General features: G+C 62.2%; 23 protein-coding genes. 13 read left to right on the forward strand and 10 right to left on the reverse strand.

The window, feature by feature from the left end; translation table 11 throughout:
* The first annotated feature begins 171 nt into the window (after nt 1–171).
* Both V7651_RS10500 and gltB read left to right on the forward strand, forming a co-directional pair.
* Entirely contained in the window at nt 172–1,617 is a 1,446-nt protein-coding gene (locus tag V7651_RS10500; RefSeq protein ID WP_335613176.1) for an NAD(P)-dependent oxidoreductase, read from the forward strand.
* A gap of 6 nt (nt 1,618–1,623) precedes the next feature.
* Nucleotides 1,624–6,165, forward strand: a complete 4,542-nt coding sequence (gene gltB, locus V7651_RS10505) for a glutamate synthase large subunit (protein ID WP_335613177.1) — start codon at nt 1,624–1,626, stop codon at nt 6,163–6,165.
* A 59-nt stretch (nt 6,166–6,224) separates the two neighbouring features.
* Here gltB and V7651_RS10510 read toward each other — a convergent pair whose 3' ends face one another.
* A complete protein-coding gene (locus tag V7651_RS10510; protein WP_418887234.1) occupies nt 6,225–7,034 on the reverse strand; it encodes a DUF4349 domain-containing protein in 810 nt (269 codons plus the stop codon).
* A 247-nt stretch (nt 7,035–7,281) separates the two neighbouring features.
* Between V7651_RS10510 and V7651_RS10515 the strand changes: the two genes are divergently transcribed.
* Nucleotides 7,282–8,544: a SulP family inorganic anion transporter gene (locus V7651_RS10515; RefSeq protein WP_335590201.1), complete on the forward strand. Its 1,263-nt coding sequence runs from the start codon at nt 7,282–7,284 to the stop codon at nt 8,542–8,544.
* A 71-nt stretch (nt 8,545–8,615) separates the two neighbouring features.
* On the opposite strand, the gene V7651_RS10520 is transcribed toward V7651_RS10515, so the two are convergent.
* Both V7651_RS10520 and V7651_RS10525 read right to left on the reverse strand, forming a co-directional pair.
* Complete coding sequence (locus tag V7651_RS10520) at nt 8,616–9,002, reverse strand: hypothetical protein (RefSeq protein ID WP_335590200.1); 387 nt, start codon at nt 9,000–9,002, stop codon at nt 8,616–8,618.
* 147 nt (nt 9,003–9,149) lie between these two features.
* Nucleotides 9,150–10,697: an acyl-CoA carboxylase subunit beta gene (locus V7651_RS10525; RefSeq protein ID WP_335590199.1), complete on the reverse strand. Its 1,548-nt coding sequence runs from the start codon at nt 10,695–10,697 to the stop codon at nt 9,150–9,152.
* A gap of 138 nt (nt 10,698–10,835) precedes the next feature.
* Between V7651_RS10525 and V7651_RS10530 the strand changes: the two genes are divergently transcribed.
* From V7651_RS10530 to V7651_RS10575, 10 genes are all read left to right on the forward strand, one after another.
* The gene (locus V7651_RS10530; RefSeq protein ID WP_335590198.1) at nt 10,836–11,468 is read left to right on the forward strand and encodes a TetR/AcrR family transcriptional regulator; all 633 of its coding nucleotides are present in this window, start codon (nt 10,836–10,838) and stop codon (nt 11,466–11,468) included.
* Nucleotides 11,461–12,432, forward strand: coding sequence for an SRPBCC domain-containing protein (locus tag V7651_RS10535; protein ID WP_335613178.1), 972 nt, complete (start codon nt 11,461–11,463; stop codon nt 12,430–12,432). Before V7651_RS10530 ends, V7651_RS10535 begins: the two co-directional genes overlap by 8 nt.
* A gap of 18 nt (nt 12,433–12,450) precedes the next feature.
* Complete coding sequence (locus tag V7651_RS10540) at nt 12,451–13,095, forward strand: glutathione S-transferase family protein (protein WP_206741539.1); 645 nt, start codon at nt 12,451–12,453, stop codon at nt 13,093–13,095.
* 2 nt (nt 13,096–13,097) lie between these two features.
* The gene (locus V7651_RS10545; RefSeq protein ID WP_035536616.1) at nt 13,098–13,556 is read left to right on the forward strand and encodes a VOC family protein; all 459 of its coding nucleotides are present in this window, start codon (nt 13,098–13,100) and stop codon (nt 13,554–13,556) included.
* A gap of 15 nt (nt 13,557–13,571) precedes the next feature.
* A complete protein-coding gene (locus tag V7651_RS10550; RefSeq protein WP_035536619.1) occupies nt 13,572–13,925 on the forward strand; it encodes a DUF1428 domain-containing protein in 354 nt (117 codons plus the stop codon).
* 124 nt (nt 13,926–14,049) lie between these two features.
* Nucleotides 14,050–14,352, forward strand: a complete 303-nt coding sequence (locus V7651_RS10555; protein WP_035536622.1) for an SCP2 sterol-binding domain-containing protein — start codon at nt 14,050–14,052, stop codon at nt 14,350–14,352.
* A gap of 67 nt (nt 14,353–14,419) precedes the next feature.
* A complete protein-coding gene (locus tag V7651_RS10560) occupies nt 14,420–15,382 on the forward strand; it encodes an alpha/beta hydrolase (RefSeq protein ID WP_335613179.1) in 963 nt (320 codons plus the stop codon).
* Between the two features lie 63 nt (nt 15,383–15,445).
* Nucleotides 15,446–16,099, forward strand: coding sequence for a DUF5671 domain-containing protein (locus tag V7651_RS10565; RefSeq protein WP_335613180.1), 654 nt, complete (start codon nt 15,446–15,448; stop codon nt 16,097–16,099).
* Nucleotides 16,083–16,577 carry a hypothetical protein gene (locus V7651_RS10570; RefSeq protein ID WP_335613181.1) on the forward strand — a complete coding sequence of 165 codons (495 nt, stop codon included), beginning with the start codon at nt 16,083–16,085 and terminating at the stop codon, nt 16,575–16,577. The genes V7651_RS10565 and V7651_RS10570 overlap by 17 nt, the downstream gene beginning before the upstream one ends.
* Before the next feature lie 58 nt (nt 16,578–16,635).
* Complete coding sequence (locus V7651_RS10575; RefSeq protein ID WP_335613182.1) at nt 16,636–17,640, forward strand: zinc-dependent alcohol dehydrogenase family protein; 1,005 nt, start codon at nt 16,636–16,638, stop codon at nt 17,638–17,640.
* 11 nt (nt 17,641–17,651) lie between these two features.
* Here the strand turns inward: V7651_RS10575 and purH are convergent, their stop codons facing one another.
* From purH to htpX, 7 genes are all read right to left on the reverse strand, one after another.
* Entirely contained in the window at nt 17,652–19,256 is a 1,605-nt protein-coding gene (gene purH, locus V7651_RS10580; RefSeq protein WP_335613183.1) for a bifunctional phosphoribosylaminoimidazolecarboxamide formyltransferase/IMP cyclohydrolase, read from the reverse strand.
* Nucleotides 19,257–19,316: 60 nt separating this feature from the next.
* A complete protein-coding gene (locus V7651_RS10585) occupies nt 19,317–21,209 on the reverse strand; it encodes a polysaccharide biosynthesis protein (RefSeq protein ID WP_335613184.1) in 1,893 nt (630 codons plus the stop codon).
* The gene (locus V7651_RS10590) at nt 21,206–22,936 is read right to left on the reverse strand and encodes a heparinase II/III family protein (protein ID WP_335613185.1); all 1,731 of its coding nucleotides are present in this window, start codon (nt 22,934–22,936) and stop codon (nt 21,206–21,208) included. The genes V7651_RS10585 and V7651_RS10590 overlap by 4 nt, the downstream gene beginning before the upstream one ends.
* A gap of 11 nt (nt 22,937–22,947) precedes the next feature.
* The gene (gene rpe / locus V7651_RS10595) at nt 22,948–23,616 is read right to left on the reverse strand and encodes a ribulose-phosphate 3-epimerase (protein WP_335613186.1); all 669 of its coding nucleotides are present in this window, start codon (nt 23,614–23,616) and stop codon (nt 22,948–22,950) included.
* Nucleotides 23,617–23,709: 93 nt separating this feature from the next.
* Entirely contained in the window at nt 23,710–24,207 is a 498-nt protein-coding gene (locus V7651_RS10600; protein ID WP_335590185.1) for an outer membrane lipoprotein, read from the reverse strand.
* Between the two features lie 184 nt (nt 24,208–24,391).
* Entirely contained in the window at nt 24,392–25,660 is a 1,269-nt protein-coding gene (locus tag V7651_RS10605; RefSeq protein WP_335613187.1) for an RsmB/NOP family class I SAM-dependent RNA methyltransferase, read from the reverse strand.
* 3 nt (nt 25,661–25,663) lie between these two features.
* Nucleotides 25,664–26,557 (reverse strand): zinc metalloprotease HtpX, encoded by an 894-nt coding sequence (htpX, locus tag V7651_RS10610; RefSeq protein WP_335613188.1) that lies wholly within the window; start codon nt 26,555–26,557, stop codon nt 25,664–25,666.
* Nucleotides 26,558–26,580: the final 23 nt, after the last annotated feature.

Below are 26,580 nucleotides of genomic sequence, written 5' to 3' on the forward strand. Positions count from 1 at the left end.
TGATAGATATATCATATCGATATTTAAAGGTCAGAATGCGATCTGCAAACGAGCCGCATTGAATTGGAAATCGGCCATAAAATATCATAACGATACGTAATAATGGAATTCCTGCTTGTGGTGCCTGTCCTCATCATTGTAGATGACCGGACGGATTAGTGGGAGGTCTGCATGGCCGAGAAGATGCTGCAGTTTACAAAAGTCGAGCGGTCCATGCCGGCCAAGCGCGCCGCTGATGCGCGCGCGACGGACTTCGACGAGATCTATTCGGAGTTCAGCCTGAAGGCAGCTGGTGCGCAGGCGGCGCGGTGTTCGCAATGCGGTGTGCCTTTCTGCCAGCAGGGTTGCCCGCTCTCCAATAATATTCCCGACTGGCTGAAATTGTCCGCCGAGGGGCGCCTCGAAGAAGCCTGGGAAGTGTCTTCGGCGACCAATAACATGCCGGAAATATGCGGCCGCATCTGTCCGCAGGATCGTCTTTGCGAAGGCATCTGCACGATTGAGCAATCGGGCCATGGCACCGTGACAATCGGGTCGGTGGAAAAATTCATCACGGACACGGCCTGGGAAAAAGGCTGGGTGAAGCCCATTGCGCCGCCGCGCGAGCGGGCGCAATCGGCCGGTATCATTGGCGCAGGACCGGGCGGTCTGGCGGCAGCTGAACAGCTGCGCCGCAAGGGCTACCAGGTCACTGTATATGATGCCTATGATCGTGGGGGCGGACTGCTGGTTTACGGTATTCCGGGCTTCAAGCTCGAGAAGCCCATCGTTGCGCGCCGGATCAAGCATCTGGAAGACAGCGGCATTGCGTTCAAGTTCAACACGCGCGTCGGTCAGGACGTGACCCTGCAGGAATTGCGCAAGACCCATGACACGCTTCTGATTGCGACGGGCGTCTACCAGGCTAAGGATCTGAAATGCCCGGGCGTTGGCGCCAGCGGCGTCTATGCGGCGCTGGACTATCTGACGGCTTCCAATCGCAAGAGCTTCGGCGACGCTGTCGCAGAATTTGATGACGGCACGTTGAACGCTGATGGCAAACGCGTTGTCGTGATCGGCGGCGGCGACACGGCGATGGACTGTGTGCGTACGGCGATCCGTCAAGGCGCCAAGTCGGTGACCTGTCTTTATCGGCGTGACCGGGCCAACATGCCGGGCAGCCAGCGCGAAGTCGCCAATGCCGAAGAAGAGGGCGTTGTATTCGAGTGGCTGGCATCGCCCGAAGCCATTCTCGACACCAAGGCCGGCAAGGTGAAAGCGGTGCGCGCCGCAAAGATGAAGCTTGGCGAGGCGGATGCGTCCGGCCGCCAGAGCCCGGTCAAGACCGGTGAGACGATGGACGTGAAAGCGGACATGGTAATCAAGGCGCTGGGCTTTGACCCGGAAGACCTGCCCGTTCTTTTCGGCGAGCCTGCGCTCACCGTGAATCGCTGGGGCGCTGTTCGCGTCGATTATGCGACCATGGAGACGAGCCTCTCGGGCGTCTATGCGGCGGGGGATATCGTTCGCGGTGCGTCGCTCGTCGTCTGGGCCATCAAGGACGGACGCGATGCGGCCGAGGCAATGCACAAGGCAATGAAGGCGGCCGAGAAGGCCGCGAAAGTGGCGGCGGAGTAAGACGGCATGTCAGATTATGTGAAACAGTACGAAGCGAACCGCCAGAAACTGATCGACGGGAATGCCTACGATCCGGCCGACGAGCATGACGCCTGCGGCGTTGGCCTTGTCGCGGCCCTCGATGGCAAGCCGCGCCGCGAGATTGTCGAAATGGGCATCATGGCGCTCAAGAACGTCTGGCACCGGGGCGCTGTGGACGCTGACGGCAAGACGGGCGATGGGGCTGGCATCCGCGTGGCCGTGCCGCAGGACTTTTTCCGCGAGCATGTGACGCGCACCGGCCACACGCCAACGGATGACCCGATATGCGTCGGGCAGATTTTCCTGCCGCGCACGGACTTTGCGGCGCAGGAAGCAGCGCGCACAATCGTCGAAACCGAAGTGCTCCATTTCGGTTTCTATATATATGGCTGGCGACAGCCTCCGGTCGACGTGTCCGTTATCGGCCAGAAGGCCAAGGACACACGTCCCGCCATCGAACAGATCATGTTCCGCGATGCGCAGGGTCGTACGCCGGAAGATCTTGAGCGCGCCCTCTATATCTGCCGCCGCCGTATCGAGCGCCGCGCGCGCGAAATGGCCATTCCCGGCTTCTATGTCTGTTCGCTCAGCCATGCCTCGCTGATCTACAAGGGCATGTTCCTCGCGCAGGACATCGACAATTTCTATCTCGACCTGCGCGACCCGCGCTTCGTTTCGAACTTCGCGATCTATCACCAGCGCTATTCGACCAATACATTCCCGCAATGGGCGCTCGCCCAGCCTTTCCGCATGATCGCGCACAATGGCGAGATCAACACGCTGCGCGGTAACAAGAACTGGATGAAGAGCCACGAGATTCGCATGGTCTCGGAAGATTTCGGCGATTACGTCGACGACGTGAAGCCTGTGATCCCGGATGGCTCGTCTGATTCCGGCGCGCTGGATTCCGTGTTCGAATTGCTCTGCAAGTCCGGTCGCGCTGCGCCGATGGCCAAGGCAATGCTGATTCCGGAAGCCTGGTCGAAGCGGGACTCGGTGATGCCGACGGCACACCGCGCCCTTTATGACTATTGCAACTCGGTGATGGAGCCGTGGGACGGCCCGGCCGGCATCGCGGCCTATGATGGTCGCTGGGCGATTGCGGGCCTTGATCGCAATGGCCTTCGTCCGCTCCGCTATGCGCTGACCACGGACGGGATTCTCGCTGTCGGTTCGGAAGCAGGCATGTGTCCTCTGGGCGACCATGAAGTGGCGCGTCGCGGGTCTATCCCGGCCGGCGGCATGATCGCGGCCGACCTCAAGACGGGCAAGTTCTACGAGCACCGTGAGCTGATCGACTTCCTCGCGGCACAAAACCCGTATGAAGAATGGCTTTCCAGCGTGACGGAGCTTGAGCCAGAAATCGGGCCGGGACCGGAGCCGAAACTGTACAGCAAGGAAGAGCTTCTGCGTCGCCAGACGGCGGCCGGCTATTCGCTTGAGACGTTGGAGCTGATCCTCTCCCCCATGGCCGAGTCTGCCAAGGAGGCGCTCGGGTCGATGGGCGACGATACGGCACCTGCCGTCCTCTCCTTCTCCTACCGGCCGATGAGCCATTTCTTCCGGCAGAATTTCAGCCAGGTGACAAACCCGCCGGTTGACCCGCTGCGTGAAGCGCGTGTGATGAGCCTCAAGACCCGATTCAAGAACCTCGGCAACGTGCTGGACACGGACAAGTCGCAGCAGGAAGTTTTCGTGCTTGAGAGTCCGGTTCTGACTACGGGCATGTATGAACGCCTGATCGACCGGCTCGGCGTTGGCATGGCGGAGATCGACTGTACGTTTGACGAAGCAGATGCTTCTTCCGATGGAGCGGCGCTCAAGGACGCGCTTAGCCGCATCCGCCGCGAGGCTGAAGAAGCCGTTCGCGAAGGCCGCGAGCATATCGTCCTGACGGACCAGTACCAGTCAGCCAGCAAGATCGCGATACCGATGATCCTTGCGACAGGCGCAGTGCACTCGCACCTTGTCGCGCAAGGTCTGCGCACCTTCTGCTCGATCACTGTGCGCTCGGCGGAATGTCTCGATACGCACTATTTCGCTGTGCTCGTCGGCGTCGGCGCTACATGCGTAAATGCCTATCTCGCGCAGGACGCCATTGCAGATCGTCATGCGCGCGGCCTGTTTGATGACATGCCGCTCAACGAATGCGTCAAGAACTATAAGGAAGCCATCGAGGCGGGTCTTCTGAAGATCATTTCCAAGATGGGCATCTCGGTGATTTCGTCCTATCGCGGCGGCTATAATTTCGAGGCCCTCGGCCTGTCGCGCGCGCTTGTCGCAGACTATTTCCCCGGCATGAACAGCCGCATTTCAGGGCTTGGCCTTGCCGGCCTCGAAGAGAATGCGCTCGCGCGCCATGAAGCCGCGTTCGACGAGGATGTGGTGTCTCTGCCCGTGGGTGGTTTCTATCGCCTGCGCGCGAAGGAAGAGCCACATGCGCTGGACGGCAACCTGATCCATACGCTGCAGGCTGCCTGTAATCGCGGTGACTACTCCATCTATCGTAAATATGTCGAAGCGGTGCATGCACGCGACCCTATCCAGCTGCGTGACTTGCTGGACTTCAAGGCAGCCGGCGAAGCTGTGCCGCTATCGCAGGTCCAGTCGATCAACGAGATTCGTAAACGCTTTGTCACGCCGGGTATGTCGCTCGGGGCGCTGAGCCCTGAAGCGCATGGTACACTGAACATCGCCATGAACCGGATTGGTGCGAAGTCGGTTTCCGGTGAGGGCGGCGAGGATCGTGCGCGCTATCGGCCGCTGCCGAATGGCGACAACATGAACTCGGCCGTGAAGCAGATTGCCTCCGGGCGCTTCGGCGTGACGGCGGAATACCTCAACCAATGCCGCGAGATCGAAATCAAAATTGCTCAGGGCGCCAAGCCCGGCGAGGGCGGGCAGCTGCCGGGTTTCAAGGTGACGGAATTCATTGCCAAGCTGCGCCATGCGACGCCGGGCGTGATGCTGATCTCGCCGCCGCCGCACCATGACATCTATTCTATCGAGGATCTGGCGCAGCTGATCTATGACCTCAAGCAGATCAACCCGGATTGCCGGGTTGCTGTGAAGCTTGTCGCCCAGTCGGGCGTTGGCACGGTTGCGGCCGGTGTGGCCAAGGCCAAGGCGGACATCATCCTGATTGCCGGCGGTGTCGGCGGGACGGGCGCGAGCCCGCAGACCTCGATCAAATATGCTGGCCTGCCTTGGGAACTCGGGCTTGCTGAAGCGCACCAGATTCTGTCGCTCAACAATCTGCGCGACAAGGTTACTTTGCGGACTGATGGTGGCCTGCGGACCGGGCGCGATATCGTCATCGCGGCAATGCTCGGCGCTGAAGAGTATGGCATCGGCACGGCCAGCCTTGTGGCCATGGGCTGTATCATGGTGCGTCAGTGCCATTCCAACACCTGCCCAGTCGGCGTGTGCGTTCAGGACGAGGCGCTTCGTGCGCACTTCACAGGTTCGCCGGAGAAGGTCGTCAACCTGATGAGCTTTATCGCAGAAGACGTACGTGAAGTGCTCGCCTCGCTCGGCCTGAAGTCGCTCGACGAGGCGATCGGTCGGACGGACCTGCTCGTTCAGGTTAGCCGCGGCGCGTCACATCTTGATGACCTCGATCTCAACCCGCTCCTCGTTCAGGTCGATACCGATCATCCGGTTGTCTACCAGCCGACCCGTCGCGAGGAAGTGCCGGATTCGCTCGACGTGCAGATCCTGCGGGACGCCGAGCCGTTCTTCGAGCGCGGCGAGAAGATGCAGCTGGAATATAATGTCCAGAACACGATGCGGGCCATCGGCGCGCGGTCCAGTTCTGCGATCACCCGCAAGTTCGGCATGAGCGCGCTGCCGGAAGGCCGCCTTCATATCCGGCTTGAGGGATCGGCCGGTCAGTCGCTCGGCGCATTCGCCGTGCAGGGTCTGCTGCTGGAAGTCATCGGGGATTCCAATGACTATGTCGGCAAGGGTCTTTCAGGGGCGACGATTGTTGTTGCGCCGAAACCGCGCGAGCGGCGCTCGGCTTCGGGCGATGCGATCGTCGGCAATACCTGCCTCTATGGCGCCACGGCGGGCAAACTATTCGCGGCCGGCACGGCAGGCGTGCGGTTTGCCGTTCGTAACTCGGGCGCCAGGACGGTGGTTGAAGGCTGCGGAGCGAATGGCTGCGAATACATGACCGGTGGCCGCGCGGCGATCCTCGGGCCTGTGGGTGACAATTTCGGCGCGGGCATGACCGGCGGTGCGGCCTTTATCTGGGATCCGGAAAACCGGTTCGAGCGTGTCGCCAACCCGGACTCCATCGACTGGTATCCGCTCGCTGACATGCCGACCGAGCATATCGAGCAATGCCATGCCCTGATCCAGGAGCATGCTGACCGCACAGGCTCTGTGCGGGCCATTGAGCTGCTTTCGGAATGGGAAGCTTCGCTTGGGCAGATCCTGATGGTCGTGCCGAAGGAGATTGCGCACCTCCTGCTGCCAAAGGACAAGCCCAAGGCAAAGAAGAAAGTGGCCGAAAAAGCCTGATGCAAAATCGACCGGGCCTCATTCTGTGCGCTTGCTCAGGATGAGGCCCGGTCTGTTTGTCAGGACTTCTTGCGGCGGATGCGCGGCCAGATCAGTTTCAGCCAGAGCCACAGGAACACGCCGATAAGGATCAGCCATGGCAAGCCGACGGCAAAAGCCGTGATCACGGCGGCGAGCGCGCTGGACAGGTTGTAAAAGAAGCCGCCGAACGCATCACCGAGCGGGCTGAGGGCGCTGCTGGAAACCGGGTTGCGCTTGGTCTCGTAGCTGACCGCGAGCTGGCTCATGTTCACGCGCTGCATCAGCGCCTTCATGGATGACTTCAGCGAGTCGATCTCGCCATTCACGCGGGCGAGTTCGCGTTCGGTGTCGAGCAGTTCGCCGAGGTCGCCGGGGCGGTTTTCCAGCAGGTCCTCGATCCGCTTCTGCAGGGCTTCCTGGGCATGCAGGCGGGCATTGGTGTCGATGATGGTGACGGTCAGGTCTTCCGCCGTTGTCTGGCGGGTTGTGACATCGCCCTTGGCCGCATCGGCTTCAGCCTCGACTCCGTTCAGAAAGGTCTCGATCCAGTCCGGCGTGGCGCGCAGGTTCAGTGAGCCGGAGGATTCGTCTTCCGACCAGGCGTTCAGGTAGGAATTGGTGACGATACACTTGTCCGGCCCGGCCTTGTTGCAGGCGGCGATATGGCCCTGCATGACGGGCTCGATGGAGGCGATCGGCAGGCGCAGGCCGAGGGAGTGGGAATAGGCGATATATTGCTGCACGGCGGCGTCGACCGGGGTGCCGCCGCCTGCGGCTTCTTCCATCGGGGCGGCTTCATAGTTTTGCTGGCTCATCATGGCTGTTGGAGCTGGCGGTGGCGGCGCCATGGCGCTTCGGTCGGCGCTGCCCTGGCCACCGCAGGCGGCGAGCGCGATGGCGGCTATGGCTAGCAGGCTGGTATGTGTCTTCATTGTCTTTGTCCCTCCACAGATCGGTCACAGCCATCATGAAACCCGAATAAAGGCAATATGAGGCTCCAATTGTGCGCGGCTTCAGGCGGGTGAGACATCGGCGCGTGATACATATGGGAGGTGATATGATAACGCGGTTCATGAACCTGATTTGCTGGCGTCCATGAAACCGAAAATTCTCACCACGTTGAAAACCTATTCCTGGCCGCTCTTCTGGGCGGATCTTATGGCGGGCTTTACCGTGGCCATGGTTGCCCTGCCGCTCAGCCTTGCGATTGCCATTGCCTCGGGCGCTGACCCGGCCAAAGGCATTGTCACGGCGATTGTGGGCGGTTTCATGATCTCGCTGCTGGGCGGAAGCCGGGTCCAGATTGGCGGACCGACGGGGGCCTTTATTGTCGTCGTGTTCGGCGTGATCGCCCAGCATGGCTATGACGGACTGGTGATTGCGACCTTCATGGCGGGTGTCATTCTTGTTGTGGCCGGGCTGCTGAAAGTGGGTAACCTGATCAGCTATGTGCCCGAAGCCGTGGTGAATGGTTTCACGATTGGTATTGCGATCATCATTGCGACGAGCCAGGTGAAAGACCTGCTGGGCCTGTCGATGGAAGCGTTGCCGGCAGACTTCCTTGAGAAGGTGCCGGCTCTCTGGGAGGCGCGGGGAACGCTGGGGCTGGCGGCGCTCGGCATTGGGCTGGGGACCATGGTGATGATTGTCGGGTTCCGTAAATTGGCGCCGAAGGCGCCGGGGCTGATCGTTGCTGTGGCGATCACCTCAACCGTGGCGGCGCTGATGGTGTTGCCGGTCGACACGATCCAGTCGCGCTTTGGCGACTTGCCACGCTTCCTGCCGATGCCTGCGATGCCGGACTTTTCTGTGGACCGCATTGTCGAATTGCTGCCGTCGGCTTTCGTGATAGCTTTCCTCGCGGGCGTTGAGTCTCTGCTGTCAGCCATGGTGGCCGACCGGATGAGCGGCGGGCATCACAGGCCGAATGCCGAGGTGCTGGCGCAGGGGTTTGCGAATATGGGCTCGTCGCTGTTTGGCGGGCTGCCCGCGACAGGCGCGATTGCCCGGACGGCGACAAATGTGCGCGCCGGGGGCAAGACGCCGGTCGCGGGGATTGTGCATGCGGCGACAATCCTGATTGCCATGATGGTGGCCGCGCCGCTGGCGGGTTATCTCGCCATGCCGGCTTTGGCGGGCCTTCTGATCCTGACGGCCTGGAACATGAGCGAGCCGCACAAATGGAAATCTTACCTCTCAGCACCGATGGCGGACCGGTTATTATTGTTGCTCACTTTAGCCCTGACTGTGGTGACGGACCTGACGATTGCGATCGGGGTGGGCGTTTCGGTGGGGCTGGCGCTGCGGTTGAGGCGCCGGAATGTGCCGCCTGCGGACTGGGAGACGCCGGAGCGTTAGGGCTGGTGCGCCTGCGACGCCTGCGAGGGCGCTTGGGGTGTGTTTTGAGTTTTCTGAGGAGGGATTCCGGGTCAGGTGTCCGGGATTGGGCCCAGTTTCTCCATAAAGGGCCGTATCCCCAGCGAAAGCCGGGGTGCAGGCGTGTGACGGGCTGGGATTCGCCGCCCCTGCCTGCGCAGGGGACACGGGGCTATGGTTTCGCCGGCGAGCGCGCGGGCGAGCCGAGGCGATACCGGAGCCCGGAAACTGCCCGAACGATGCACGGACATGTCGTCCGACAGGAAGACCACGTCGACGCGGCCATGGTTTGTAACAGCCCAAAGCATTTGTGAGCCGGGGCCGCCATTGGCCCGGAACCACGCGCGCAGGCGCTGGATACGCAGGAAGATCAGCGGCCAGATGGGTACGAGGTACCAAGGCAGGCCCTGCATGGGGCGGAAGAGGCTGAAGTCTGGCATCGGCGTTGATTATACGCCGGGGTCGATTGGGGTTGGATAGAGGCCCTCACCTCCCACGCCCTGCGGGCGCGGGCCCCTCCTCTCCCAAGGGGAGAGGGGTTGACGGCCGTGAACCACTTAACCCCTCTCCATTTGGGAGGTGAGAGGCTAGGGCCGGTAGCCGTGCCTGTATTCGCCGGGTTCCATGATGCGGACGGCGTGGTGGATGAAGTCGACGAGGAGCGGGCGGGTGTCGCGCGGGTCGATGATTTCTTCGGCGAGGAAGCTCTCGGCAGTGCGGAAGGGCGAGCGGATGGCTTCAAACTTCTTGTAGAGCGCGGCTTTCAATTCGTCCGGGTTTTCGGCTTCGGCAAGTTCCTTGCGGAAGGCCGCCTCAATGCCGCCCGCCATGGGCAGGCTGCCCCAGTCGCCGCTTGGCCAGCAATAGCGCCACTTGGTTTTTGACTGGTTCATCATGGCGGAGCCGGCGAGGCCATAGGCCTTGCGGATGACGACGGAGCAGACGGGCACGCTGGCCTGATAGATGGCGGTCATCGCGCGCACACCGGCGCGGGTGACGCCAGCGGTCTCGGCTTTCACGCCCACGGCAAAGCCCGGGCAGTCGACGAAGTGAATGACTGGCAGGTGGAACATGGAGCATAGGTCCATGTGGCGGGTGACCTTGTCGCAGACATCCGCGGTCCATGCCCCATCAAGGAAGAAAGGATCGCCCGCGAGAATGCCGACCGAGTGGCCGTCGATGCGGGCGAGGCCGCAGACCATGCCCCGGCCCCAGTCATGGCCGATCTCGAAGAAGCTGTGACGGTCGACGGTGGCTTCGATGATCTTGCGCGGCTTGTACGGGGTCTTGCCGTCGGTGGGGACGATGGAAAGGAGAAAGTCTTCCTTGCGCTTCGGGTCGTCACGCGGAGGTGTGCGCTCCGGAAGGTCGTGCACGGAAGGTGGCAGGTAGGAGAGGAAGCGGCGCGCGGCCTCGAAGGCGTCAGCCTCCGTGTCGACCACATTGTCGACCGTGCCGTTCTGGCCCTGGATCTTCCAGCCGCCAAGTTCTTCCTTGGTGACGTTCTCGCCAAGCGCGATGGCGACGGGCGGGCCGGCGACGAAGACCTGGGAGAGTTCCTTGACCATGACCGAGAAATGGCTGGCGGCGACGCGGCCCGCGCCCATGCCCGCGCAGGGGCCGAGGGCGAGCGAGACGAAGGGCACCTGCGTCATGCCGTGGACGATCTCGTTCCAGCCGGGTGTTTCCGGGATGTAGGTGCGCGGGTCTTTCTCGAGGCTTTTGACCGAGCCGCCGCCGCCCGTGCCATCGATCATCTGGACGAGGGGCATGCGATATTCGGTCGCCATCTTGATGGACTGGACCATCTTCTGCCAGATCGCGGCATCGGAGGCGCCGCCGCGCACGGTGAAATCGTCGGCGAGGATGACGGCGGGATCGCCATTCAACCTGGCGCGGCCCGTGACCGACGTGGACGGCGTGAAGGCCTCCAGTTCGTCGTCAGGGCCATAGGTGGCCTTGCCCGCGATCTTGCCCACTTCGTGGAAGCTGCCGGGGTCGACGAGGAAAGCGACGCGCTCGCGCACTGTCAGCTTGCCGCGCCCGCGCTGGCGTTCGACCGGCTCTTCGCCGCCCATCTTTTCCGACAGGCGCTCACGCCGACGGAGTTCCTCGATCGATTTTTCCCAACTCATGCCTTCATCAATCGGCGCTGAGAGGGGGATTGGTCAAGCCATTCCGGAGTCGCAGCTCGCTTGCCGCTAGGTCAGCAAGATTCCGTATTGACTCACAAACCGACCAGTTGGTATGTTTTAGATCAGGAGACAGACTGTATGGCCCCAAGGCAATCCCCCGCGAAAGACAAGCTGATCGGCGCCGCCGTTAAAGTGGTGCGTGAGAAGGGATTCAATGCGACGTCCGTGGACGATCTCTGCCGCGAGGCGGGCGTGACCAAGGGGGCCTTCTTCCACCACTTCCCGACCAAGGTGGACCTTGGCATTGCGGCGGCAGGGGCGTGGAAACTTCACGCCAATGAGCTGTTTGGCGGCGCGCCCTTCATGGCCGAGGAAGACCCGCTGGACCGTATCCTTGGTTACCTCGAATACCGGCGCGACATGCTGGAGGGGCCGATTGGCGAGTTCACCTGCCTTGTCGGAACCATGGTGCAGGAATCCTATGAAACGCTGCCGGCGCTGCGCGAGGCCTGCCAGGATTCGATCTGGGGCCATGCGCTCACACTGGTTAATGACATTGAGGCTGCCCGGGTGCGCCATGGTGTGACGGGCGACTGGACCGCCGAGAGCCTCGCGCTGCACACGCAGGCCGTGCTGCAGGGCGCCTTCATTCTCGCAAAGGCGGCGGATGATCCGCAGGCCGCACGCGACACTGCCGACCATCTGATCCGTTATGTGCGGATGCTGTTCAACCTGCCTGTAATACGTTCTGAAGGAGAACATCATGGCTGACCCGACTGCGCTTGAAACCCCACATGAGTTTGATCTTGTCCTTGAGCGGACCATCGCCGCGCCGGCGGAGACGCTTTATCGCTGCTATACCGAGCCGGAACTGGTCTGCCAGTGGTTCTGCCCGAAACCGTGGAACGTGACGGAAGCGAAGCTGGACCTGCGGCCGGGCGGCGCCAGTTATCACCGGATGGAGGGGCCGGACGGCGAGGTGAACCATGTCCATGGGCAATACCTGGAGGTCGTGCCCGGCCGTCGCCTTGTCGGCACGGATGCCTATGTGGGCGACTGGGTTCCTGCCGAGAATTCCCCGTTCATGACCAGTATCATCACCTTCAAGGATCTCGGCGACGGCACCACGCTCTATCGCGCGGTGGCCCGGCACTGGTCGGAAGAGGCGATGAAGGGGCATGAGGCGATGGGATTCCACGAAGGCTGGGGCAAGGCGGCCGACCAGCTGGAGGAGCTGGCCAAGAGCCTTCCGCCCGAGCCTGTCCGCGTCCACCCCGCCAATCCCGGGGATGCGCACGAGGTTGTGCCGCACCTTGTCTGCAGGGGCGCAGCTGAGGCCATCGCCTTCTACAAGCAGGCCTTCGATGCCGAGGAGATGATCCGTCTGCCGGGGCCTGATGGCCGCCTCGTCCATGCCTCCGTGAAGATCAATACGGGCATGGTGATGCTGGTGGACGAGTTCCCCGACATGGAAGTGCAGAGCCCGGAGACGCTGGGCGGCACATCGGTAACGCTCCATCTCGCCGTCACCGATGCGCAGGGCGTGTTCGACAAGGCAGTGGCTGCCGGCGCCAAGCCCCTGATGCCGGTCGCGCGCCAGTTCTGGGGCGATCTCTACGGCATGATCGAAGATCCATTCGGGCACAAATGGTCCATTGCGACACCGGGTGAGAATGCGCCCCGCACGACCGAGGCCCTGCAGGACGCCATGATGGCCGACGCTGCGGCGAGCTGACGGAGAGGGGAGAGACCGATGCCAGACCTGAAACTCTATTATTCGCCGAACCTGAACCCGCGCGTTGCCGTGGCCGTTGCGCGCCATCTGGACTCGCCGGTCGCGTATATCGCGGCGTCGCCCATGCACCCTGATCACCGGCGTGCGTTCAAGGCGATCAATCCGAACACGCTGGTGCCTGTTCTGGTCGAGAACGGCAAATCCCTGTGGGAGACCGATGCAATCGCGTGCCGGCTGTCGCAGATCGCGGGATCAGACTTCTGGCCGACCGATGAGAGAATGTCGGAGGTGCAGATGTGGGTCAGCTGGAGCAATCTCCACCTGACCCGCCCGGCAGGCACGTTCTATTTTGAGCGGCTGATACGGCCACAGTTCTCGGATGTGCCGGAGGATCCGAAGGTCATGAAGAATGACATGGTTGCGTTTCGCAACTCGGCGGGCATTCTCGACGGGCTGCTTGCCGATCGCGAATGGCTGGTGGCGGATCGCCTCTCCTATGCTGACTTCCGCACGGCGACGTGCCTGCCCTTTGCCGAAGGCGCGGGTCTTCCGCTTCACGATTTTCCCAATGTCGCGCGCTGGCATGACCAGCTTCTTGCGATCGATGCCTGGCGCGACCCGTTTGCGGGCATTGCGGAGACCAGTATGGAAAGAAGGGCATAAGCATGACCGAGCTTCCCATTGTCAGGCCCTTCCTCTGGTATGACAGCAACGCGCTGGAAGCGGCAGAATACTATGTCTCGGTGATACCGGATTCGCGGATCGTCGATGTGATGCGGCAGGACGGAGCCGTGCTGCTGGTGACGTTTGAAATCGGGGGCGTCCTCTTTACGGCTATGAATGGCGGGCCGGGTCACCCGCATACGGATGCTTTCTCGATTTCCGTGACCTGCAAGGATCAGGTGGAAGTGGACCGGATTTGGTCGGCGCTGACGGATGGCGGCAGCGAGGTCGCATGTGGATGGTTGAAGGACCGCTTTGGCCTCAGCTGGCAGGTCGTTCCAAAAAAGTTCTACGAACTGATGAGCGCCGGGACGCCGGAACAGTCGCAGCGTGTGATGCAGGCGATGATGAATATGGTAAAATTTGATGTGGCGGCGCTGGAAGCCGCCTTTGAAGGGTGAGAAAGGAAAATCGCAATGACCTATGTCATGGGATTCGTGATTGCCGTGCCGACGGAGAACAAGGAGGCCTATCGCGAGATGGCCGAAGCGGCAGCGGTCGTGTTCAAGAAGCATGGCGCACTCAGCGTCGTCGAAGCCTGGGGCGCGGATGTGCCGGAAGGCAAGCTGACAAGTTTCCCGATGGCGGTGAAGCTGGAACCCGGCGAGACGGTGGTTTTTTCGTGGATTGTCTGGCCCTCCAAAGAGGTCCTCGAGACCGGCAACATGGCTGCCATGAATGAATTTGAGGAGACCGGCCTCATGGCGTCTCACCTGTTCGATGGCAAACGCATGATTTTCGGTGGCTTCGAGACGATTGTTGAGGCCTGAATTGGCCCTGGAATTGGTATTGCGGCGAGGCTGAACGATTCCCCTCGGCTTCAATCTTTACTTGCTTTCCCCTATGTCCCTCTGCTTTATCCCTTACAAGACCCATTCCAAGGAGGACCCCGTTATGGATCTCGCAGAACTCACAACCAAGGCTTCATCCGCTGTCGAGCCAGGCGGCGATTTTACCAAAAAGGTGAAGTTCGACTTTGGCGATGCTGGCAAGCTGTTCATCGACGGCGCTGCGGGCAAGGTCGACAATTCCGACAGCCCGGCCGATGCCACAATCAAGGTTGACTGGAACGACTTCCAGAAAATCTCCGGCGGCCAGATGGACCCGACCATGGCCTTCATGCAGGGCAAGCTGAAAGTTGAAGGCGACATGTCCGTTGCCATGCAACTGCAGAGCCTGATGAAGAAGTTCTCGTAGAATCCGCGACGGCTTTCCAAATAAAAGGAGCCGCCCCGGGGAAACCTGAGGGCGGCTTTTTTATGCCATGACAGATAGACCTTCTTCAGACGCCTCACAGCGCAGTGATTTCGTGACCGTTCCGGACAATCCCGCGCCTGACGGCGCGGAGATCATCTGGTTCAAGGGCAGCGGCGGGCGTTCGCTGCGCGCCTGTATCGCGCCGGCCCTGACCTACCAGAATCCGCGCGGCACCGTGATCGTGTGCCCCGGGCGGACCGAATTCATCGAGAAATATTTCGAGGTGGGGCGCGAGCTGCAGGCCATGGGCTTTGCCGTGCTGATCATCGACTGGCCGGGGCAGGGCTTGTCCGAGCGCCTGCTGGACGACACGAAAAAGGGCCATATTGACCGTTTCGAGACCTTTATGGGCGCCCTCGCGAAGGGGCTGGAGAAGCTGGATGACCGGCTACCGCGCCCTTACGTGTCGCTGGCCCATTCCATGGGCGGGGCAATTGCGCTGGCGGCGATTGCGCAAGGACTGGTCAAGGTGGATGCGGCCGCCTTCTGCGCGCCGATGTGGGGCCTCAAATCCAAGTTCTTCGGCATGAGCTATCTCGTCTGGGCCATGCGGGCGACGGGCCGGTCGGGCAATTATGCGCAGCAGCCAGGACCGGCCGAGACATTCGAGACCAATATCGTGACGCATGACAAGCGCCGCTGGCAGATGCAGCGGGATCTGTGCGACGCTGCGCCGGAACTTGAGCTTGGGCCGGTGACCTGGGGCTGGCTCGATGCTTCGCTGAATATCCTGTCCACGTTCGGCAAAGCGAAAGCGCTGAACGCGGTGACGATCCCGGTCTTCGTGGCGTCGGCGGCAGAGGAAAAGCTTGTCGACAATGCCTCGCATACGGCGGTCTGCGCGCGCCTGCCTGATTGCGAGCATGTGACGGTCGACGGCGCGCTGCATGAAATCCTGATGGAAACAGATGAGCGCCGGGCGGAGTTCTGGGAAGGGTTCCAGCGTCTGCTCCAGCGGGCCGGCATCTGAGTTCTGCTGGCCTGAGCAGGGCGAAGGGGGTAAGCTGGCATTCCTGACAGGGAGTGGGACGCTATGGCCGACAAGACGCTCGTGGAATTCGTCAAGGAGAGCCTGCAGCAGGGACAATCGCGCGAGGCCATTCATGGCGCGCTGACGCAGGCTGGTTGGAAGAACGGCGAGGTGGATACCGCGCTGGCTGTCTATTCGGATGTCACCTTTCCCGTCGCCGTGCCCCGTCCGCAGCCTTATCTCTCGGCGAGGCAGGCCTTTCTCTATCTGCTTTTCTTCATCCTGCTGGGCATCGTCTCGTTCAGCCTTGGCTCGCTGCTGTTTGCGCTGATCGATTATGCCTTTCCCGACAAGGTGGAAGCCGGCGGTTATGCCTATCATTTCCGCGATGCGCAGGTGCGCAGCGGCATCTCTGGTGTGCTGGTCGCAACGCCCATCTTCCTCTGGCTCGGTTACATCTTGCGCGGGGCGCGAGAGCGCAGTCCGGAACTGCAACGCTCCCGCATCCGCAAATGGCTGACCTATCTCAGTCTCGTGATCGCTGGCTGTACGCTCGTGGGGGATGCGACATCGCTGGTCTACAATTTCCTCGGCGGTGACCTGACGGTGCGGTTCGTGCTGAAGTCGCTCGTCGTGGGCGTGATTGCCGGGGCGATCTTCACCTATTTCATCAGCGATGCGGAAAAGGGAGACCAGGCCGATGTGGACGCCGCGTAGCGCAGGAGACTGGCTGGCCGTGGCGCTGGCCGGTGTGGCATCGGCGAGCGTTATCGCTGGCTTGGTCATTATTGGCGGGCCGAGCAAGGCGCGCGACATCCAGCGGGATGATATGCGCCTGCAGGCGGTCGTTTCAACAGCGGAAGCGCTGAACTGCTACAGCCGGGGCATTGGGCCATTGCCGGGGGATATGCAGGTTGCGCGTCGGGCCATTGCGGAGCCTGGTTCGCCTGCGCGACTGGCCCAAGGCTGCAGCAATGTGGACTGGAAGGATGATCCGATCAGCGGTGAGCCTTTTGAAATCCATCCCGTGGACGATCAGCACGCCGAGATCTGCGCCGTGTTCGCGCGGGCCGGAGATGGCGCACCGCAAGGCTATTATTACGGATCTGGCGCGACCTATATCAATGCCGAGACGCTGCGCCCTGAGGCGGGACAGTTTTGCTACACCGTCAATCTCACTGCGGAACCCGGCTGATCTGCTTGACTTCCCTTACGTCGGCACCCGACCTCTGGGGCCAACAGGAGGAAACACAATGAAAGTTGCAGCCGTCAAAAAGCCCGGTGGTCCCGGGAATCTAGTCATTGAGGAACGCGCAGATCCGGCGCCGGGCCGGGGCGAAATCCTTGTCCGGGTGAAGGCAAGCAGCCTGAACTATCACGACTTTGTCGTCGTGATGGGTGGCATCCCGACGCCGGACGGGCGTATCCCCATGTCGGATGGTGCGTGCGAAGTCGTCGCCGTGGGCGAAGGAGCCAGGAAATTCAAAGTGGGCGATAAGGTGCTGAGCCTGTTCTTCCCGAACTGGGCTGCCGGGCCGCCTCAGATGGCGGGCTTTGCCAGCGTGCCGGGCGATGGCGCAGACGGTTTTGGCGCCGAACTGGTCGCAGCGCCGGAAACGGCGTTCACACGCATGCCGGAAGGCTATTCCTTCGAAGAGGCCGCGACGCTTCCCTGCGCAGCGCTGACAGCCTGGCGGGCGCTGATGGTGGAAGCCAAGATCAAACCGGGCGACTGGGTGCTGACGCAAGGCACGGGCGGCGTCTCGATCTTTGCGCTTCAGTTTGCCAAGGCAGCGGGCGCGCGCGTGATTGCAACGTCATCATCCGACGAGAAGCTGAAGCGCCTGAAGGAACTCGGCGCCGATCACCTGATCAATTACAAGGGCACCCCTGAATGGGGCAAGAAAGCCAAGGAACTGACAGGCGGTCGCGGCGTGGATGAAGTGGTCGAGATTGGCGGGCCGGGCACGCTCGCGCAGTCCATCGCGGCCAGCAAGATGGGCGGGCATATCTCGCTGATCGGCGTGCTGACGGGCGTCTCCGGCGAAGTGCCGACGGCGGCGCTGTTCTCGATGAACATCACGCTGTCAGGCATTACGGTCGGCTCGGCAAGCATGCAGGAAGACATGATCGCTGCCATCGAAGCCAATGGTATCAAGCCCGTGCTCGACCAGACCTTCCCGCTCAACAAGATTGCCGATGCGTTCGGCCATCAGGCGTCGCAGAAGCATTTCGGCAAGATCATCGTCTCGATCTGATTGATCGGGGCTTAGTGCCGGAAATGGCGCATGCCCGTGAAGACCATGGCAAGACCAGCTTCATCCGCGGCGGCGATAACTTCGTCGTCGCGGATCGAGCCGCCGGGCTGGATCACGGCCAGCGCGCCAGCTGAGGCAGCCTGCAAGAGTCCATCCGGGAACGGGAAGAAGGCATCGGACGCGGCAACGCAGCCCTTCGTCTTCGGCTCGGACCAGCCAGCGACTTCGGCGGCATCCTCGGCCTTGCGTGCAGCGATGCGGGCGGAGTCGATCCGGCTCATCTGGCCAGCACCAACGCCGACAGTCGCGCCATCCTTCGCATAAACAATCGTATTCGACTTCACGTGCTTGGCGACGCGCCAGGCGAAGAGGAGGTCGTCCAGCTGTTGCTCTGTCGGGGCGATCTTTGTCACGACCTTGAGGTCAGCGCGGGTGATACGGCCGAAGTCACGGTCCTGCATCAGGAAACCGCCGGCGACGGTTTTGATGAAATGCCCCGGCGCAGCCGGATCAGGCAGACCTTCCGTGATCAGGAGGCGGAGGTTTTTCTTCTTGGCGAAGATCGCTTCGGCGTCAGCGTCTGCGCCAGGCGCGATGACAACTTCGGTGAAGACCTGCGAAATCTCTTCGGCGGTCGGGCCATCAAGCGGGCGGTTGAGAGCGACGATGCCGCCGAAGGCGGATGTGGAATCGCAAGCAAGCGCGGCGCGATAGGCTTCGATAATTGTACCAGCCTGCGCAACGCCGCACGGATTGGCGTGCTTGATGATGGCGACGGCGGGCACTTCGGCGCCGAGTTCGCCGACGAGTTCATAGGCCGCGTCTGTGTCGTTGATATTGTTGTAAGAGAGTTCCTTGCCCTGCAACTGTTTTGCGGTGGCGACGCCGGGGCGAGCCTCTCCGCTGACATAGAAGGCGGCTTTCTGGTGGGGGTTTTCACCATAGCGCAGGGATTGCTGCAGCTTGCCGCCAATGGCTGCCCAGTCAGGCGCTGCGTCGCCCAGCTGGCGCGCGTACCAGCCGGAGATGGCTGCATCATAGGCAGCAGTGCGGGCATAGGTCTTGGCGGCGAGCTTGCGGCAGAGCGAGACGGGCACGCTGCCGTCATTGGCTTCCATGTCGGCGATCACGGCGTCGACGTCGCCGCCATCGGTGCAGACGGCCACAAAGGCGCCGTTCTTGGCGGCGGCGCGCAGCATGGCGGGGCCACCGATGTCGATGTTCTCGATACAGGTTTCGAAGTCCGCACCGGAAGCGACGGTCGCTTCGAACGGGTAGAGGTTCACGTAAATGAGGTCGATCGCGCCGATGCCGTGGGTTTCGGCATCCTTCACATGGGAAGGATTGTCACGCAGGTAGAGCAGGCCGCCATGGACAGCGGGGTGGAGCGTCTTGACGCGGCCGTCCATCATTTCCGGAAATCCGGTCAGGTCCGCGACGTCTTTGACCGGAAGGCCGGCCTCCTTGAGCAGTTTCGATGTGCCGCCGGTGGAGACCAGTTCAACACCCATTGCGACCAGCTTGCGCGCCTGATCCACAAGGCCTGTCTTGTCGGAGACGGAGAGCAGGGCACGGCGAATACGCACGGGAGATCCGCTATGGGCGGCGTCGGTCATGGGGTCATCCTCTGGCGGCTGGCTGAATTACCGCGCGGGGTAGCACGAACGACCGGGGCGTCAAGCGCTCTGGCGCCGGTTCCGTTCAGCCCGGTTGGCGCCGTATTCAGGCACCAGCACACCCAACAGGCGAAGGGCTTCTGAGCGTTCGCGCCGGGCAGCGGCCTCGAGCAGCGCAGCGAGCTGTTTTTCAAACAGTTCCCCATGGCCATTGGGTGAGGCGACGCGATTGACGCCATCGACCTCAGTCGGCCTGATTTCCTCGTGGGAGTATGTCAGCGCCTCGTGCATCTTCTCGCCGTCGCGCAGGCCTGTCGTGACGATCTCGATGTCGACGCCCGGCACGAGGCCCTTGAGGCGGATCATGGTTTCGGCCAGTTGAAGGATCGCAATGGGCTCGCCCATGTCGAGCACGAAGAGGTCGGCGTCACCTTCATGGGCCTGCAGGGCGGCGGCTTGCAGGACGAGCGAGGAGGCTTCCTCGACGGTCATGAAATAGCGGGTGACGCCCGGATCGGTCAGCGTGACGGGACCGCCAGCGGCGATCTGTCGCTCGAACAGGGGCACGACCGAACCTGACGAGCCGAGCACATTGCCAAAGCGTACCATGGAGGCCGTCATCCTGGAATCGGCGGCAATACGGCTGACGGCAATCTCGGCAAGGCGTTTGGTAGCGCCCATGACATTGTCCGGGTCCACGGCCTTGTCGGTCGAGATGAAGACGAACCGGCGGGCGCCAACGGCAACAGCGGCGCGGGCCGCATTCACGGCGCCGCCGACATTCGTCAGGATCGCTTCGCAGAGATTGTGCTCCATGAGGGGCACGTGTTTCAGCGCGGCTGCATGGATCACAAGGTCAGGCTGCGCCCGCTGGAAGACATCCGTCAGGCGGCTGATGTCCCGCACATCGCCAAGGCGCGACATCGCCGGGACGTTTGGGGCATGGCTGCGAAGCGCCATGTCGATGCTGTAGAGATTGAATTCCGAGGCATCGATAATGGTCAGGTTGGCAGGCTTGAGCGCCGCGACCTGGCGGGTCAGCTCGGAACCAATCGTGCCGCCTCCACCTGTAACCAGCACGCTGGCACCAGTGATGATATTACGGACCGGCTCGATATCGAGGCGGCGTTCCGCACGCGCCAGCAGGTCGGCCGGGTGCACCGGCTCAAGGATCTGCGCCGCCTCGTCACCGCTGAAGGCCATGACTTCAGCACCATGACTTGCGGCAATCTCGAGCACTTTGAGCATGCCCTTGCGCTCACGGGCCACGCCGGTCACAGCGAGCCAGGGCGTCTGGCCATAACGCACGCGGAGGATGTCGATGACGTTACCGAGGTCCTCAAGGCATCCCATGATTGGCACACCGCGAATGGCCCGGCCCGGGTCCGCGCCTTCCATCTCGACAACGCCAAGGACACGCACCTTTCGCGCCGGCCCTTGTCCCTGCAGGCGTCGCAGCACCGGCACGCAGCTGTCGGCGTCTCCAACGAGCAGGACGGGCTGGCCGGTCTTGGAAACGGGGCTGAAAATCTGCAAAGGAGTATGGGTTGAGCGCGACAGGGCGATCATGCGCCCGGCAAACAGCAGGAGGGTCCAGAGCAGCGTTGCGACCAGCAAGGTTGCCCAGGGCGCGACGAGCCGTCCGTTCAGCACGAGCATGATCGGCAGGTAAAAAAGCGTCGACAGGCCGATCGCCTGGACGATCATTACCGCGTCGGGCCAGCCCATATGCCGCCAGACCTGTTTCTGCACGCCGCGGACCAGGAATCCGATCAGCATGGCAAGCACGAACACGCTCGTGCTCAGAATGGCGGATTCCAGGGAATAGGCCCCATCTACGGCGTCGGAGGACCAGACGAGGACAGAGGCTGCGACCATCGACAGGGCAGCCATGCTGCTGTCGAAACCAAGTGTCAGGAACATTGCCCGCCGGGCGGCACGTTGCGGGGTCATGCGACCTTCTCCTGCAGGAATGCCCAGCGGATGCAGTTGGGCGGTTCGCTACCATCGCTATTGGGGTCGGCATAACCTGCCATGACGATCTGTTCGGGCCGTTCGACATTGCCCCGCGCCAAGTAGACTGTGCGCTCAAGCCGGGTGCCTTCATGGCTCGTTTTGAAGCGCCAGATCGCGCCATTGTCGCAGATGAGCCGGATCGCATCGCGGCCCATCATGGCCGTTACCGTGGGATGCAGATGAAAGCGGATTTCGAAATTGATGAACTTGTTGTCGTCGGACGGAGCCTGCGAGATCGGCCGCACGAGGGAGTCTTCTCCCGTGAGGCGGCTGCCGTCGCCTGACATGAAGAGGCGCCGCCTGTGCAGCAGGCCGCAGGCCGTCTTGTAGCCGCCATGCTGCGCGTCGAGCCAGATCTCGTCGGACTCCTCAAGGCGCTTGGAGGAAATGCCTTCCGGGCCCATCGCGGCAAGCAGGCGTGTCTCTTCATTCGTCACGAAATTGGAGGAATCGCGTCCCGCCAGCACAAGTGTCGAATGCGCGCCTGTGCGGCGCACGGCCGCCTGCCAGTCAACATTGACCTCGGCGCTATAGCCGCAGGAGGTGACCAGGCGGGCGGGACCATCCGACAGTTCGAAGCCGAGCGCGCCGGCATGGGCATAATCGCCAAAGGGCGGAGGCGGGGCCTCGCCGCAATCGAGCACAAGGCGCAGCGACCCCTTCTGGAGTTTCTGGAAGCCGGACTTGGGTGCGACCGTGAAGCGACGCGGCGGCGCCGCGAGACGGTCAAGTGCGGCGGCCACGACCTCGGGGCGGCCTTCATCGCCGTCATTGAACGGGTTGAGGGCCCCGTCTTCGGTCTGGAAGAAGGCCAGCATGGCCCCCATGCGGGCGATCCACTTGTCGAAATACTCAGGCACGACATGCCCGGCATTCTGCAGGAGTGCCTGCAGGGCCAGAAGGTTGAGCAGCGAGTTGAGCAGGCGTGCCGGACTGCGGCTGACATGGCCGCCATCTGGCAGGATCTGGGCGGTGCACTCACCATCAAGGCGGTCCAGGGCCTCGTCGAGCCGATGTGCGCCATCGAGACAGACGGCCCGGGCAACCATAAGGCATGAACCCATCCAGCGCGTGCGCGGGTTCGTGGTCTGGTCAAGAATTTCAGAGAGATAGCGCAACTGGCGCATAAGGCATTCCATGCGCTCCGGCGGGCAGTCCTCAGTGAAAAGGACCTCGGAACAGCGCATCCAGTTCCACAGGCGATGGGCTGTCGGCTCTGCCCGCCAGGCAAATCCATTGAATGTGCCAAAGCTTTGGATCCAGGAATCGACAAAACCGGCGGCGCGTTCCTGCCCGACGGTCCCTTGCGAAACAAGGTCCGATAGCCAGTCAAACCGGTGCAACCTGTCCGCGAAATGGCGCGACGGGAGCGGCGCGGACCATGGCGGTTGTGCCCGTTCGAGGATCAGACGCTCCATGCCGATTCGCCAAGTATCGCGCATCAGGGCTTCGCCGCGCCAGGTATCGGCGGGAATCAGGTCGGGCAGGGCGTATGTAAAGGATGTGGGGACAGGCCCTGTGAGCTTTAGCCGTTGCAGGGCGCCTATCCGGGCATCTTCGCCCGCGATCCCCCGGAACCGGCGCCAAATCGCAGCATCATCAGCGCTGGAGCGCGTTCGGTCGGCCCGGAATTCGCTGTCTCCACCACCCACGGCACGGCCCATCCTGTAACCTACTATACATGAACGCTTGGTCTGAGCGCCCGAATATTGTCACCATAGGCTGAAGGCCCGCCCTTGAAAACGGCAGAACCCGCAACAATCGCAGTCACCCCCGCAGCGATTGCGCGCGGTGCAGTTTCACTATTCAGGCCGCCATCGATCTCCAGAATGATGTCGCGGCCGGTCTGGTCTATCATATTTCGCAACTGCTCCACCTTGCGCAGCTGGCTCTCGATGAAGCTCTGGCCGCCAAAGCCCGGATTGACCGACATGACCAGGATGAGGTCGACATTGTCCAGCAGGGGTTCGACGATCGAGGCTGGCGTACCGGGATTGAGCGCAACGCCGGGGCGCATGCCAGCGGCCCGAATCGCCTGCAATGTGCGGTGGACATGAGGTCCTGCTTCCGGATGCACCGTCAGGATGTCTGCCCCGGCCTTGGCAAAGGCCGAAATGAACGGATCAACCGGCGCGATCATCAGGTGCACGTCGAACGGTTTTTTCGTGTGGGGGCGCAGCATCTCGATGACAGGCGGGCCGAATGTAAGGTTGGGCACGAAGTGGCCGTCCATCACATCAATGTGGATCATGTCAGCGCCAGCAGCGTCGATTGCGCGAATTTCTTCTCCCAGAGAGGCAAAGTCAGCCGAGAGAATCGATGGGGAAATTAGAACCTTACTCATGTTAACTCCCTAAAAGGGAACAGCCGACCGCACAAGGCAGCCGGCTGTCCGGGTGGTTAAATTTTCAGCACATGCCTCCTGAGAGGCACGACCCTAGTATCCGCCGCGCGGCACCAGTTTCCAGCCATCAGCGCCGGCAATGATGTCGACCTGCGTGCCTGGCGCGATATAAAGATCTGCGCCCTGGATGATCTCTTTCACTTCGCCATTATTGAAGCGAACCACGTAGGCATAGCCCTGCTTGGTGCCGAGGCCCTTGCCGGCTGCGTTACCGGCCACGCCGCCGAGTACCGCGCCACCAATGGCGCCAGCTGTCTGGGCCTTGTCGCCGCCGCCGAGTTCAGACCCTGCAAGGCCGCCGAGGACGGCGCCTGTGGCTGTACCGATAAGCGAGCGATCCGGCTTGATCGTGACGGAACGCACGGACGTGACGGTGCCCTGGTAAACGGTCGAGGCCTGGCCAACAGATTGCGTGCTGGTCGTGCCGACGCCGGGATTGTTTGCGCAGCCCGCAAGAGCAAGCGTAAGCGCGGCAAGCGCGCCAGCCATGACCTTGCCAGGAACAGCGCGGGAAGAAGTAATTGCAAACATATCAGTGCTCCTTGCACGTTGAATGAGGTCTCTTTGCGGGATTTCAGCTGAATAGCAGATGAACCTGTACAGATTATCTTGTGACAATTCAGGGCAATTCAATGGCAGGACAGGCCGGGAAATCCTGAACTTTTCATCATGATTGACGGCCATTAACCCTGCCGATCCCGGCGCTAGCGGCCCATCAGGCCTTTTTCAGCCGGGAAATGTAGAATGTGTCGTGATCGGACTCTCCGCCCGGCAGCGTCAGCACATCTCCCGAAGACGTGATCGCATGGGCAAATCCGGGTACATCGGTGGCTGTAATGGGTGCGCGCTGGACCTGACCAGCAGCGAGCGCGGCTTCGACAATGTCGAGGCCTTCAGCGGGCAGCGGGGTGCAGACGCAATAGATCAGTGTGCCGCCGGGCGCGAGCATGTCGATTGCCGCGTCCAGCAGGCGTGCCTGCGCTGCCGGAAACCGGGCGACTTCAGCCTCACGCTTGATCCAGGCACCTTCGGGATGGCGACGCAGTGTGCCGAGCGCCGAGCACGGTGCATCCAGCAGAATTTTCATGACAGGTTCTGGCGGGCGCCATTCGTCTGCATTGGCAGTGATTACTGTCGCTTTCAGGCCCGTGCGCTGAAGGTTTTCCTTCAGCAGGCGCAGGCGGGGGGCTGAGCGGTCAACAGCCGTCACACTGGCGCCAGCGGCGGCCAGCTGAAGTGTCTTGCCACCTGGTGCGGCGCAGAGGTCGACAATCGTGTCGCCCGGCTGGGGCGCCAGTAGGTGGGACGGGATCATGGCGGCCAGATCCTGCACCCACCAGTCACCGGATGCGAACCCGTCCATGTCTTCCACAGAGCCGGTCGACACGGCGACGCCGCCGCCGGGCACGGCTGTACCGCCGGTTTCACCAGCGACAGTTTCTGCGTCTGATTTCGGGGTGAGGTAGAGCGTGGGCTCTTTCAGCTGAGCGGCCGCGAGGGCTTCCGCGCCGTCCGATCCGTAAGCGGAAACAAGAATGTCCTTCAGCCAGTCCGGCCAGATGCCGAGCGGTGACATGCGTGCAAAGTCAGGGCGCTCACGGTCTGCGCGGCGCAGCACAGCATTCAGGAAAGCACCGCCGGAGCGTGCTTCGGGCCAGCCCTTTGCGGCTTCGACCGTTTCGCCCACGGCAGCATGCGGCGGTGTATCCATCAGCCAGAGCTGCGTCACGCCGGTGCGCAGCAGGGCGCGTATCGGCGCCGTCACGGCGGGCAGGGGACGGGAAAGGAGCGGGGCGAGTGCCGTGTCGATCCAGCCGAGGTGGCGCAGGGCCGAACTCGCAATGGCGCGCGCGAAGCCGCGATCAGATCCTTCAAGCGTATTGAAAACCTGGCTCGTCATCATTGCATCGTCGAGCGTGCGGCGACTGTCGAGGGTCAGGGTCAGCAGGTCGGCTGCTGCGCGGCGAATATCGGCTCCGGACATGGTTCAGCCCCAGGGGCCGGCAGCGCGGCGCATTTCAGGGCTGACGTCTGCATTAATCTGGTCACCAGCCATCCGGCGAAGGGCGGCCACGCGGCTGGCTGTTGACGGGTGTGTCGAGAACAGGTTGTCCACGCCATGCCCGCTCAGCGGATTGGAGATGTACATATGGGCCATGGCCGGGTTGCGCTCGGCCTGGACATTGACCGACGCGCGGGCGCCGCGTTCGATCTTTTCAAGTGCTGAGGCAAGCCAGAGCGGGTTGCCGCAAATCTCTGCGCCCTTGGCGTCAGCTTCGTATTCGCGCGAGCGGCTGATCGCCATCTGCACAAGACCGGCGGCCAGCGGCGCGATGATCATGATGGCCAGCGAACCGATCAGGCCCGTTCGCTCGCGCCCGAAGAAGAGCGCAAAATTGGCCAGCATGCCGATGGCGCCGGCAATGGTCGCCGTCACGGTCATTGTCAGCGTGTCGCGATTGCGCACATGGGCGAGCTCGTGCGCCATCACACCGGCGACCTCCTCGCGGGTCAGCATGCCCAGTAGGCCCGTCGTAGCTGCTACGGCGGCATGCGACGGGCTGCGGCCGGTTGCGAACGCGTTGGGCTGCGGTGTCTCGATTATATAGATTTTCGGTGCTGGCAGGCCGGCGCGCTCGGCGAGCGAGGCCACATCCTTGGCAAAGGTGCGCAGCATGGGGCTCTTATTGTCCGGCGTCAGTTCCTTGGCGCCCTGCATGCGCAGCACGATCTTGTCGGCATTCCAGTAGGAAAACAGGTTCATTGCGGCCGCGACCACGAAAGCGATCGCCATGCCGGTTGTACCGGCCACGAGATAGCCGATACCCATGAACAGGGCGGTCAGCATGGCTAGCAGGATGAATGTTTTCGCAGTCCCCATGGGGGTATAGACTCCACTATGAC

The organism is Hyphomonas oceanitis, assembly GCF_036964545.1.
GTDB classification, from domain to species: Bacteria; Pseudomonadota; Alphaproteobacteria; order Caulobacterales; family Hyphomonadaceae; genus Hyphomonas; species Hyphomonas oceanitis.